Source organism: Verrucomicrobiaceae bacterium, assembly GCA_016713035.1.
In the GTDB taxonomy this organism is placed as follows: domain Bacteria; phylum Verrucomicrobiota; class Verrucomicrobiia; order Verrucomicrobiales; family Verrucomicrobiaceae; genus Prosthecobacter.
Map to the genome: position 1 here is coordinate 978336 of JADJPW010000001.1, position 12356 is coordinate 990691.

At 59.6% G+C, this 12356-nt stretch carries 9 protein-coding genes; 7 read left to right on the forward strand and 2 right to left on the reverse strand.

What is annotated here, in order from left to right:
- Positions 1-86: 86 nt before the first annotated feature.
- The 5 genes from IPK32_04230 (at position 87) to IPK32_04250 (ending at position 6515) form a co-directional block, all read left to right on the forward strand.
- Positions 87-2054, forward strand: coding sequence for a phospho-sugar mutase (locus IPK32_04230; protein MBK8091204.1), 1968 nt, complete (start codon positions 87-89; stop codon positions 2052-2054).
- 78 nt (positions 2055-2132) lie between these two features.
- Positions 2133-3407, forward strand: a complete 1275-nt coding sequence (locus IPK32_04235; protein ID MBK8091205.1) for an acetylxylan esterase — start codon at positions 2133-2135, stop codon at positions 3405-3407.
- 124 nt (positions 3408-3531) lie between these two features.
- A complete protein-coding gene (locus IPK32_04240; protein MBK8091206.1) occupies positions 3532-4395 on the forward strand; it encodes a TIM barrel protein in 864 nt (287 codons plus the stop codon).
- A 205-nt stretch (positions 4396-4600) separates the two neighbouring features.
- Entirely contained in the window at positions 4601-5020 is a 420-nt protein-coding gene (locus IPK32_04245) for a CBS domain-containing protein (GenBank protein MBK8091207.1), read from the forward strand.
- Positions 5021-5087: 67 nt separating this feature from the next.
- Complete coding sequence (locus IPK32_04250) at positions 5088-6515, forward strand: sulfatase (protein MBK8091208.1); 1428 nt, start codon at positions 5088-5090, stop codon at positions 6513-6515.
- A gap of 5 nt (positions 6516-6520) precedes the next feature.
- Here the strand turns inward: IPK32_04250 and IPK32_04255 are convergent, their stop codons facing one another.
- Together IPK32_04255 and IPK32_04260 are read right to left on the reverse strand one after the other, a co-directional pair.
- Complete coding sequence (locus tag IPK32_04255) at positions 6521-7933, reverse strand: DUF1501 domain-containing protein (GenBank protein ID MBK8091209.1); 1413 nt, start codon at positions 7931-7933, stop codon at positions 6521-6523.
- A 107-nt stretch (positions 7934-8040) separates the two neighbouring features.
- Entirely contained in the window at positions 8041-10566 is a 2526-nt protein-coding gene (locus IPK32_04260) for a c-type cytochrome (protein ID MBK8091210.1), read from the reverse strand.
- A 303-nt stretch (positions 10567-10869) separates the two neighbouring features.
- Here IPK32_04260 and IPK32_04265 point away from each other — a divergent pair, with 303 nt between their 5' ends.
- Both IPK32_04265 and IPK32_04270 read left to right on the forward strand, forming a co-directional pair.
- Positions 10870-12048 carry a Gfo/Idh/MocA family oxidoreductase gene (locus IPK32_04265; GenBank protein MBK8091211.1) on the forward strand — a complete coding sequence of 393 codons (1179 nt, stop codon included), beginning with the start codon at positions 10870-10872 and terminating at the stop codon, positions 12046-12048.
- A gap of 5 nt (positions 12049-12053) precedes the next feature.
- Positions 12054-12254 (forward strand): hypothetical protein, encoded by a 201-nt coding sequence (locus IPK32_04270; GenBank protein MBK8091212.1) that lies wholly within the window; start codon positions 12054-12056, stop codon positions 12252-12254.
- Positions 12255-12356: the final 102 nt, after the last annotated feature.

Genomic DNA, 12356 nt, shown 5'->3' on the forward strand with positions numbered 1-12356 from the left:
GTGGGCCAGTGGTATCAGGGGTGCGGCGGAGTCATTGGCAGGCTGTTATTGCCAAAGTGGGGCTCGCCGCTAGTATCACGGCCCTTATGTCGCTCGAAGCCACTCTCCAAGCCGCCTCTGCTGCGGGTAAAATCCTCGCCTCTACGCATGAAAATATCCTTGCCTTGCTCGCCGCGAGCAAGGAGCCCATTTATAAGGCCGCTATCGAAGAACTCGCGGCGGCCGAGCATTGGGAGGAGCTGAATGACCGCTTTTTCCAGGCACTCAAGTTTGGCACTGGCGGGCTGCGCGGTCGCACGATCGGTAAAGTGGTCACGCAAGCCGAGCGCGGCCATGCTGCTGCTGATCAGCGCCCTGATCACCCCTGCGTGGGCACGAATTCGATGAACTTCTACAATGTGGGTCGTGCTACACGGGGACTGGTGGCCTATATCCAGGCCTACCGCCAAAAAGCGGGCCTCAGTGGGAAGCCGACGATCGTTTTCGCTCACGATACGCGGCATTTCTCCCCCGAGTTCGCTCAGAGATGTGCCCGTATCGCGATGGATCACGGGGCGGATGTTTACCTCTTTGATGGATGCCGGGCTACGCCGGAGATGAGCTTCGCGGTGCGGCAACTGCAGGCGGATGCAGGTGTGATGCTGACGGCGAGTCATAACCCCCCGCATGATAATGGCTACAAGGTGAATTTCAGCGATGGTGCGGGCATCGTGGAACCGCATGCCAAGGGCATCATCACGGAGGTGAATGCCATCAAGGATGAAAGCTACACGCCGCTGCCTGCCGACCAGCAGGGCAAACTGACCACGCTGGGTGCCGAGATGGATGCCCAGTATCTGGAACGCGTGGAGACGATGATGCTGCAGCCGGACTTGGTGAAGCAGGATGCGGCTAAGAAGCTCAAAATCGTTTATACCGCTCTGCACGGCACGGGTGGCGTTTTGGTGCCTGTGATCCTGAAAAAACTGGGGTTCAACTTCCTCACCGTGCCGGAGCAGGATGTGCGTGATGGGCGATTCCCCACCGTGAAGTCGCCGAATCCCGAAAACGCCTCTGCACTCAAGATGGCCGTCGATTTGGCCGATAAAGAAGGCGCTGACATCATCATCGGTACGGACCCTGACTGCGACCGCATGGGCGTGGGCGTGCGTGATGCCAGTGGAAAGATGCAGCTACTCACTGGCAATCAAACCGGCTCGTTGATGGGCTGGTATCGTGTGAAAACGATGTTCGATCTGGGCATTCTCAATGAGGGGAACAAGGGCAAGGCGGTCTTCCTCAAGACCTTTGTCACCAGCCCGATGCAGGATGCTATCGCGGCCCGCTACGGCATCCAGTGTGTGAATACGCTCACGGGCTTCAAATGGATCAGCGCGAAGCTCAATACCTATGAGAATGCGCTGCCTGCCGACATCCGCGCGAAGTACCGCGACCTCAGTGCCGCTGAGTCCCGTGCGGCACGGCTCCAGCACAGCAAGTTTCTAGTCTTCGGTGGTGAGGAGAGCTACGGCTACATGGGCGATGATTTCAGCCGTGATAAAGATGGCAATGGTGCGGTCATCATGTTCGCTGAGCTCGCCGCCTACGCTGCCTCCAAGGGGCTGACCGTCGCAGGATTGCTCGATGAGGTGTATTGCGACATCGGCTTCTTCATGGAGCGGAATGAGAGCGTGGTCTTTGAAGGTGCCGCAGGTGCCGCGCAGATCGCGAAATTGGCCGATAGCTACGGCGCGAACCCACCGAAGGAGGTCGATGGCTGCGCAGTGACGAGCGTGCGTGATTTCCGCAAGCCCGGTATCGTCGATGAGGAGGGAGAGGCCGTCTCCACGGAGAAAATGCTCTTTGTCGATCTCGCGGATGGTCGCAGCTTCGCCGTCCGCCCATCTGGCACGGAGCCGAAGATCAAGTACTACATGTTTGCCCGCCAAACACCGGCCGCTGGCCAAAAACTCACCGCCAGCGAGCTCGCTGCGGCCAAGGACAAAGTCGCAGCCTCTCTCGCCAGCATGTGGGAAAAGCTCCGCGCGGACATCGACGTACGTTTAGCTAGCTAGAGTGTCCGGCACCACCGCAGGCGCAGTGCCTGAGCCTGCGGGGTGCCTTTTTGCCACCTGAGCCCACCACTCCATCCCATGCGCCACCTCACCGTCCTCTCCATGATCGCTGCTGCCTCTGCCGCCCTCGCTCAAACTCCACGCCCTGGAGTGAACTACGATGAGTCCAAGGTCGGCAATCATCCCCTGCCCGATCTGAAGGCCGTCTCTTCAGAGGACTGGACGCAGCATCGCCGGGCGGAGATCATGCGCCTGTTTGAAGAGCATGTGTATGGCAAAACGCCTGCGGGGATCGGCAATCCGAAATTCGAGATCACTGGGACGAAGGCAGATGCGCTCGGTGGTTTGGCGACGCGGAAATTCATCCACATTTCCCTGCCTGAGCGGCCCACCTGGCCAGGCATGGATGTGATGCTCTACATCCCCAATGGCATCGCCAAGCCCGCGCCGTGCTTTGCAGGCCTCAGTTTCGGTGGGAATCACGCTGTGAGCACCGAGGCAGATGTGCCGCTCTCCACTCGCTGGATGCGTGAGGGCAAAGAAAAGGACCAAGTCGTGAATCATCAGGCCACAGAGGCTGCTCGTGGCACGGAGAGCCGCCGGTGGCCGCTGGAAATGATCCTCAAATCTGGCTTCGCTGTCGCCACCGTCTACTACGGCGACATCGAGCCCGATCACGTGGACGGCTGGAAGGACAGCCTGCGAGCAGCAGTGAGCAAAGAAGGAGCCGCCACGGTCTGGAAAGACGGTGAATGGGGCGCGATCGGTGCCTGGTCCTGGGGCCTGAGCCGTATCGCGGATTACCTGCAAACAGACGCCCAGATCGACGGCAAGCACCTCGCGGTGATCGGGCACTCACGCCTCGGCAAGACCTCCCTCTGGGCCGGAGTGCAGGATGAGCGCTTTGGCATCGTCATCTCCAACAACAGTGGCGAAGGCGGTGCCGCACTGATGCGCCGCGACTTTGGCGAGACGACGGCGATCATCACAAAAGCCTTCCCACACTGGTTCACCCCCAAATACGCGAGCTACGCTGGCAACGCCGCTGCCTGCCCCATCGACAAGCACATGCTCATCGCCCTGGCGGCACCACGGCCCATCTACATCGCCAGTGCAGAGGAGGATCACTGGGCGGATCAAAAGGGGGAATTCCTCTCCGGTTACTATGCTGGTCCGGTGTATGCCTTATTCGGAAAAAAAGGCCTCAGCTCAGCCACTCCACCGCCCATCGACCACCCCGTCGGTGATTTCGTCCGCTACCATAACCGCACCGGCATCCACGACGTCACGGATTACGATTGGAAGCAGTATCTCGACTTCGCCAGTCGTCATTGGGCACTCACTCCGCGCTGAGAAGTGCCGCTCGCGTGTTTTGTCTCTGGACAGTGCCGCAGCGCTCGTCTCAAATACTCACGCCGAATGCTCGATACGGGCATTTTTCATTCCTCCCAAACTCCAACCTCATCACTTAACATCCATGGGCAAAATCCAATTTGGCTCCGAAGTCTATACCTGGTTCATGCAGGGCACAGGCAAAGGCTACGACAATAAACTCGACCACATGATCCAGGTGGCCGCCGAAGCAGGCTTCACCGGTATCGAACCGATGGTGCTCGAAATCTCCACCAGCGCTCTCGGCTGCTCGAAGTACTGGCTCGGCCCACAGATCGACCCCATCAAAATGAAGGACAGCCTTCAAAAGCACAAAATGCAACTCGCAGGCCTCGCGCTCGTTTGCGCCTGGGATGGTGAAACCGAGGCTCCGAATGAAAAGGAAGCCGCAGACTTCGCCATCGACTACCTGAAGCACTTCCCCGGAGCCATGCTCGGCACCGTGACGCTGCCCTCTGGCCGCACCAAAGATCTGCAAAAGCGCCGCCTCAATGTGGCCAAAAACATCAATGCGGTCTCCCAGCGTGCGCATGATGCCGGCCTGAAGTGCTCCTACCACCCGAACAGCCCGCCCGCCTCCCTGGTCCGCACTCAGGAGGACTACGATGTCGTCCTCAGCAGCCTCGATCCGAAAGTCACTGGCTGGACGCCTGATGTCGGCCATATCATCCGTGGTGGCATGGATGTCATCGCCACACTCAATAAGTGGCAGCACCTGGTCAATCACATCCACTACAAGGACTTCTCTGGCAATGGAGCCGAGCCCTGGGCCCAGATGGGCACGGGCAAACTCGACTTCCATAAGATCACCGAGTGGCTCGTCGCCCGGAACTATGAAGGCTGGATCATCTGCGAAGATGAAGCTCACTGCGCCGTGGATGACCCCGATGGTGTCACCAAGCAGAATGGCCAGTGGTGCAAAGACAACCTGCACCCCATCGTCGCCTAATTCAGCGCAGATCCGCTGCCCACGCCCGCGTCCTTCACTGGACGCGGGCTTTTTATTTCCCCACAGGACTGGTGGCGGCCTTCATTTGTCTCCCGACAACATTTGACCACGCATGCCCAAGAGACGCGGAGCGGGTAAGTCTGCTCTCGGCATGATGGAATAGGTCTCCACACAGGAGGCATCCCAACACGCCCACAATCATCCTATGAAACGCAACGACCCCATCAGCCACCTCATGACCCGCAATGTGATCACCGTTCATCACGGCGATCCTGTCTCCAAGGTGCGAAAACTCGTCCGTGAGCACGGCGTCCATCACATCCCCGTCGTCAATGGGGACCAGCTCATCGGCATCATCAGTTGGAGCGATGTGCTGCGCATCAGCTTTGGAGATGCCTTTGGCACCGATGAGCGCACAGTCGATGCCACGCTCGATCACACCTTCACGCTGGAGGATGTGATGAAGAAAAGCCCCGTGACCCTGGAAGAAACGGGCACCGTGCGTGCAGCAGCAGAAATCCTCGCAAAAAGTGACTTCCACTCCCTCCCCATCGTCAATGGTGGCAAGCTCGTCGGCATGGTCACCAGCACAGACTTGATCCGTTACTTGCTGGAGCAGATTTAAGACACGGCCGAAGCCATCGTCTATTTTCACGAATGTTGGCGCAGAGAGGAGCGTTCCTTTCTGCGCCATGCGTTTTCTAGCCTTCCTCATCGCTTCGTTTTTCGTCTCGCTCACCGCACAGGCAGCAGAGCAGCGTCCGCCGAACATCGTGATCATCTTCATGGATGACATGGGCTATGCAGATGTGGGCTGCTTTGGAGCCCAGGGCTATCAGACACCGAACATCGACGCCCTAGCCGCCACCGGGCGGAAATTCACCAATTTCCACGTCGCACAGCCAGTATGCAGCGCCTCCCGCTGCGCTTTGCTCACGGGTTGTTATCCGAACCGCGTCGGCATCCACGGCGCACTCGGGCCTAGTGCCAAACATGGCATCCACCAGGATGAAATGACCATCGCAGAGCTGGTGAAGCAAAAAGGCTACGCCACCGCCGCAGTCGGAAAATGGCATCTGGGCTCACTCCCGCAGTTTTTACCGGTAAAGCACGGTTTCGATGAGTACTACGGCATCCCTTACTCCAACGACATGTGGCCCTATCACCCGCAGGCGAAGCCTGGGGCCTATCCGAAGCTCCCCATGGTGGAAAACGACCAAATCGTCGATGCCGAGGTCACCCCCGAGGATCAGACCCATCTCACCACCGACTACACCACACGCGGCGTCCGTTTTATCGAGAAGAACAAAGACAAGCCCTTCTTCCTCTACCTCGCTCACAGCATGGTGCATGTGCCGCTCTTTGTGAGTGAGAAATTCAAAGGCAAATCCGGCAAAGGCCTCTTCGGCGACGTGATGATGGAGGTGGACTGGTCCGTCGGCCAAATCACGGAGGCGCTGAAGAAAAACGGCCTCGAAGACAACACCTGGGTCATCTTCACCTCGGATAATGGCCCATGGCTCAGCTATGGCGACCACGCAGGCAGCGCTGGCCCACTGCGTGAGGGCAAAGGCACCTGCTGGGAGGGCGGCACACGCGTCGCAGGCATCATGAAGTGGCCGGGCAAAATCCCCGCTGGCACCACCACCGATAGCATGATGATGACCATCGACGTGCTACCCACCATCGCCCGTGTGATCGAGGCTCCACTCCCCACCCACAAAATCGATGGCCTAGACTGCTGGCCCATCGTCAGCGGCCAGCCAGAGGCCAAGAATCCGCACGACTTCTATGCCTTTTACTACGAGCAAAATCAGCTCCAGGCCATCACCAGCGGCGATGGACGCTGGAAGCTGCATCTCCCCCACAAGTATCGTAGCATGCAGGGCGTCACCGAAAAGGCCACCGGCGGCATCCCCGTGCTCTACAAGCAGCAAATCATCGAAAAGGCCGAGCTCTACGATGTTTACGCCGACATCAGCGAATCACGCGATCTAGCCGCAGCGCAGCCAGAAGAACTCGCGCGGCTGCAAAAGCACGCAGAAGCGATCCGCGCCGAATTGGGCGATAGCCTGATGAAAATGCCAAAGGGCAGCGGCACGCGTGAAGCTGGGCAATAAAAAGCTCAAGCCAGCAGCGCAGGCACCACCTCACCGGCGACACCTGTGAGCCGCATATCCAGCCCCTGGAAGCGCCGATTGAGCTTGGTGTGATCAAAGCCCAGTAGGTGCAGCAGCGTGGCATGTAGATCATGCACATGCACGGCATCCTGCGTCACATTGAAGCCGAACTCATCACTCTGGCCGTAGGTGAGCCCCGGTTTCATGCCACCACCCGCGAACCACATGCTGAAGCAATTCGGATGATGATCACGGCCATCCGTGCCGCCCTGGACCATCGGTGTGCGGCCGAATTCCCCGCCCCAGATGACCAGTGTATCCTCCAGCAGGCCGCGCTGCTTCAGATCACGCACCAGCGCTGCGGCGGGCTGATCGGTGAGCTGGCACTGTGTCTTCAGCCCACCCACGAGGCCGCCATGATGATCCCAGGCTTCATGAAAGAGCTGCACAAAGCGCACACCACTCTCGATCAGGCGCCGTGCGAGCAGGCAATTATTGGCAAAGGAGCCCTCACCGGGCTTCGCACCATACATGTCGAGGATGTGCTTGGGCTCTTTGGAGATGTCCATGACCTCAGGAGCGGTCTTTTGCATGCGATAGGCCAGCTCGAAGCTATTGATCCGTGTGGCGATCTCTGGATCACCTGTCGCCGCGAGTTTTTCCTCATTGAGCTGCTTCAGCACATCCAGCGTGTCTCGCTGCGTGGCCTCGTCGATGCCTTTGGGATTGCTCAGAAAGAGCACTGGATCACCCGCACTGCGAAACGGCACGCCGGAATACACCGTGGGCAGGAATCCGCAGCCGAAGTTCGAGAGTCCACCGCTCGGCCCCTTTTGCCCGGACTGCATCACCACGTAGCCCGGCAGATCCTGATTCTCCGTGCCCAGACCATACAGCGTCCAGGCACCAAAACTGGGCCGCCCGAACTGCATGGAGCCCGTGCTCATCAAAATCTGCGCGGGCGCATGATTAAAGGCATCCGTCTTCATGGATCGCACGATGGTGAGATCATCCGCCAGCTTCGCCGTATGCGGCAGCAGCTCAGAGATTTCTGCGCCACACTGCCCATGCCGTGCGAACTTGAATTTCGGCCCCAGCAGCTTGCTATTCGGATTGATGAAGGCAGCACGGTAGCCCTTCAGCAGCTCCGCAGGCGGCAGCTTGCCATCCCACTTGGCGAGCTCTGGTTTGTGATCAAAAAGCTCCAGATGACTGGGTGCACCGCCCATGAAGAGATAGATGACGCGTTTCGCCTTTGGCAGATAGCCAGGCTGCTTGATGGAGAGCGGCGGCACCTCCTGGGCCATCAGATCGCGTGCCGCGATGCTGGCTAGCCCCACGCCGCATTCTTTGAAAAACCACCGGCGCTTCAGGTAGTGGCGGTACTCGGAATGGAGCTCGTTCTGGAGTGTCTTCATAAAACGTGTCTGCATGATGCGCAGCGGATCGGGGCTTTCTATCGCAGGAAAGCCCCCCGCCTGATTCCTACAAGTCACCAGACGCGATCATGCATGCTTGATCGCACTTACTCAGCCGCACGGAGAAAGGCGGTGATGTCCGCCACATCCTGGGCACTGAGCCCGAGCTGTGCGGCTCCGAGCATGAGGCTCTGATCGAGCTTGCGGCGGTTTTTCACACGGCTTTTCGGCACGAACTGGGTGGTGCCACCCATGCTACGCACGATGAGGATGTCCCCCTCGCTCAAAACCATGCCGTGGATGGTGATCCCGTCCTTCGTATTGATTTCATGGCCTTCAAAGCCATGCGCGATGTCCTTGCCCGGCTCCATGATGGCCTGTGCGATGATCTCTGTGGGCTGACTGCGGCCCCAGCCATCCAGCGCCGGGCCGAACTCCACCCCCTGGCCACCGAGCTGATGGCACATCACACAGCGTGTGGCGAGCTGGGCACCATTCTTCGCGTTCCCAGTGAGCTTCAGCACATCTGCCAGCGAGTAGGCAGGCGCAGCGGCAGGTGGATTGACGATGGCGGTGAGCTTGGCGCTATCAGGGTCAAAGATGCCTTCCTTCTTCAGCTCTGCGGCGATACCAAAGCCGCTCCACTCATCGGTCGAGCGCTTGATGAGCCACCACATGGCATCTCCGTGGATGGGAGCGTTTTTATCCTTTGCCACCGCCATCATGGCACGGGCTGCGGAGATGTCTGGGATGAAGGCCAGCGTATCGAGTGCCAGCTTCCGCTGTGCGGAGGTGAGCTTGCCATTGAGAGCACGCTTTTGCAGCTCGGGCACCGCCGCAGCAGGATGCAGCCGCCAGGTGATGCGGGCAAATTCATCGCTCCAGTCTGCCGCAGGCTTCACAGCAGCCCACACCTCTTCTTCCTTGCCCGTGCAGCCGATCCCCCATGCCTCCAGAGCAGAGCGATCTCCCGTATCGAGATGCCGCGCCATGTTTTTGAGCAAAGGCAGGCTCTGCGCCACCGGCACATCACGTAGCGACACGGCCACTTCACGGCGGATGGCCTCAGAGGCGTCTGAGGCCATGCTCGCGACGATGTCGATGCCGTCATCCGTGGCCGCACGGATCGCGCGGATGGCGACGAGGCGCTTGGTGGCATGATCGGACTCCAGCCAGCTCCGCGTGGCGATGAGGCCACGATCACCGAGCTGCGCCATGACCCACACGGCACGGGCAGCGACATGGATGTCCATGTTGCTATCGCGGATCTTCACCAGCTCGGGCAGCACGGCATCTCCGGCCTCCTTCAGCCGGGTGAAGCCGACATGGCGCACATTGTTGGCGGGCGATTGCAGCGCATCGAGCTGCCCAGCCACCGTGGCGAGATCGAGCTTGCTGTGCACGGGCTTGAAGCCCTTCGGAGCCACGCGGTAAATGGTCCCACTGCATGTCTCGTCCGTATCCTGGTGGCCACCCGTGCGCTTATCGAACCAATCCGTGATGTAAATCGCGCCATCGGCACCCACGCACACATCGCTGGGCCGGAACAGCGTCTGTCGCTCATCCGAGAGGTTTTTCGCTCCTCCGACGAAATCACTGCCTTTGAAGACACCGGTGGTGTTGGTGGTGCAGAAGTTGATTCGCTCCAGTTTGAAGCCTGCACCGTCCGGTTTCGGCAAGTAGCCAAAAACCACGTTTCGGCCGGTTTCGCAGCTCAGGAGCAGTCCGTTCCATTTTTCGCCCAAAGCACCATTTTCATAAAAACACATGCCTGTGGGTGCCCCACCGCCATACACATCACCGGGCGGGATGCTCCCTGGATCATCCTGACGCCACTCGGCTTGCGGAATGGTCTGTCCAGGCCGCTTATCCGCACGCCACTGACGCTTCCCATCCCGTGAGAAGAAGCCGAAGCTGCCGCCTTCGATGAGGTGACTCACACGGCAGGCAGGAGGATCATCATTGTCATTGAGAAACATGTCCCCCAGGCTGGTGCGCACGCCTTCGAAGCTGTTGCGGTAATTGTAGCCCAGGATGCGGGCACGGTGCCCACTGGGGTCGATACTGGCCGTGAAACCACCGACATAGACATGCCCGTCATCGCTCGCCTCGCCCGTGTAGTCATTGTTCAGATAAGCGCCGCCGATGCGGAAGGTCGCACCGCTTTTATCACTGAAGAGTGCCCCACAGTTGCCATTGCTGAAATACAGGCGGCCATCTGGCCCCGCATACACCGCATGCAGGCTGTGATCATGCTGCGGCTGCTCAAAGCCGGTGAGGAAAATCTCACGCTTATCCACAGCGGGATCGAATTTCAAATCGCGGTCCACATCCGTGTACTTGATCAAGTCCGGTGTATTGGAGACAAACACCACGTTATCAAAGACCGCGACACCCATCGGGCACTCCAGCGCCTTCTCCCGCACGAAAACATGGCTGCTATCGCACTTCCCATCACCATCCGTGTCCTGCAGCACCCGCACGCAGTCCCCTTCCCGGCTGCGCCCACTGTGGCGGCGGTAGTTCACCCCTTCCGTGACCCAGACGCGGCCTGCGTGGTCGATGTCCATGTTCACCGGATTAAAAAGCTGTGGCGAGGTGGCCCACACGCTCACTTCCAGCCCCTCGGGCACCTGAAACATGCTCGTATCCAGGTGATCCGGCTTCACCGCCGCCGCATCAAAGGCGGGCGTCTTCGGATCGGGGCTAAAGGCAGGCTTCGCAGCGGTGAAGACCTTGACCTTCTTCGGCCGATCCTGCGCAGCAGCTAGCGCAGCGGACGAGAGCAATACGGCAGAGACAAAAAGGAGGCGGGGACGCATGTTGGAGAGGAGGGGGCGGCAAAGAACGCAGCGCGGACCGGCTTCTTGCCGTCACACCTTGCGCCCCTGCCCTTCCCACGCCATTCCTGCCTTCTCCACTCCCTTTTTCCAAACATGACCCCTCTCCACCACCTCCGCGCCGGCATCATCGGCACTGGCTTCATCGGCCCCGTGCACATCGAGGCCCTGAAGCGCCTCGGCATCCCCGTCCAGGGCATCTGCGGCTCCTCCAAGAGCGCACGCAAAACCGGCGAGCTCTGGGGCATCCCTGAGGTCTATGGCGACTACGATCACGAGGCCATGTACGCCAGCCCGAACATCGACGTCGTCCACATCACCTCACCGAACAAAGTCCACGTCGAGCAGTGCCTCCAGGCGCTGGAAATGGGAAAGCACGTCATCTGCGAAAAACCGCTCGGCATGACCACGCAGGAAACCGCGCTCGTCGTCGAAGCCGTGCGCAAAGGCGGCAAAAAAGGCCCCGTCTTCGCGGTGAACTACATGTGCCGCTTCTTCCCCGCCATCCTGCAAATGCGGGCCATGATCGCCCGCGGGGATCTAGGCCAGATCATCCACGTCCAAGGCCACTTTTTCCAAGACTGGCTGCTGCATGAAACCGACTACAACTGGCGCGTGCTCGCCAGCGAAGGCGGCAAACTCCGCGCCGTCGGCGACATCGGCACCCACTGGATCGACGCCGTCAGCTTCGTCCTCGGAGCCAAGGCCACCAACGTCTTCGCCCACATCGAGACCTTCCATAAAACCCGCAAGCGCCCCAAAGGCGAGGTGCAGACCTTCGCCAAAGTCGATCCCGCCAAAATGATCGACTACAAAGTCGATACCGAAGACTTCGGCAGCGTGCTCCTCAAATTCGGCAAAGCCAAACATGGCCACGCCAACGGCGTCCATGCCAATGCCAGCATCTCCCAAGTCGCCGCCGGCTGGAAATGCAGCCTCAGCTTTGGCATCTACGGCACCCAAGGCAGCGTCCGCTGGGACCTCCAGCAACCGAACGAAATCCACGTCGGTCGCCGCGATGAACCCAATCAAGTGCTGCAACGCGGCACCCCCGGCTTCCTGGAAGACGTCGCCAACTTCACTGACTACCCCGGCGGGCACCCCGAGGGCTTCAGCGATGCCCATAAGATGCACTACCGCGCCGTCTATGAGCACATCGCCAGCGGCAAAAAAACCGAGCCCCTCTTCGCCACCGCCGCCGACGGCCACCACGAAGTCAAACTCTGCGAAGCCATCCTCCAAAGCTCCAAATCCAAGAGCTGGGTCGGTGTGTGAGAGGTATGATGCATCTCCTCCGCCTCCTACTCCGCCTCCGCCTCCGCCTCCTACTCCGCCTCCTACTCCGCCGCCTCCTCCTCCTCCTCCTCCGCCTCCGCCTCCGACTCGTCCTCCTACTCGTCCTCGTCCTCGATCCTTCAGCGTCCTTTTCACCACAGAGGGAAGATGTTCTTGGTTCGTCGTTCCTGGTTCTGGGTCCTTGAGCGTTGAATGTTCGATGTTGAACGTTCCCTCCCCGTCCTTTTTCACCACAGAGATCACAGAGGAGCACAGAGCTTCCCTTTCTTGCTCTTGCTCTCGCTCTT

What these genes read in the sequence shown, in the direction of transcription:
- IPK32_04230 (MBK8091204.1), top strand. Translation starts at nt 87, where the DNA reads ATGTCGCTCGAAGCCACTCTCCAAGCCGCCTCTGCTGCGGGTAAAATC.
- IPK32_04235 (MBK8091205.1), top strand. Translation starts at nt 2,133, where the DNA reads ATGCGCCACCTCACCGTCCTCTCCATGATCGCTGCTGCCTCTGCCGCC.
- IPK32_04240 (MBK8091206.1), top strand. Translation starts at nt 3,532, where the DNA reads ATGGGCAAAATCCAATTTGGCTCCGAAGTCTATACCTGGTTCATGCAG.
- IPK32_04245 (MBK8091207.1), top strand. Translation starts at nt 4,601, where the DNA reads ATGAAACGCAACGACCCCATCAGCCACCTCATGACCCGCAATGTGATC.
- IPK32_04250 (MBK8091208.1), top strand. Translation starts at nt 5,088, where the DNA reads ATGCGTTTTCTAGCCTTCCTCATCGCTTCGTTTTTCGTCTCGCTCACC.
- IPK32_04255 (MBK8091209.1), bottom strand. Translation starts at nt 7,933, where the DNA reads ATGAAGACACTCCAGAACGAGCTCCATTCCGAGTACCGCCACTACCTG.
- IPK32_04265 (MBK8091211.1), top strand. Translation starts at nt 10,870, where the DNA reads ATGACCCCTCTCCACCACCTCCGCGCCGGCATCATCGGCACTGGCTTC.
- IPK32_04270 (MBK8091212.1), top strand. Translation starts at nt 12,054, where the DNA reads ATGATGCATCTCCTCCGCCTCCTACTCCGCCTCCGCCTCCGCCTCCTA.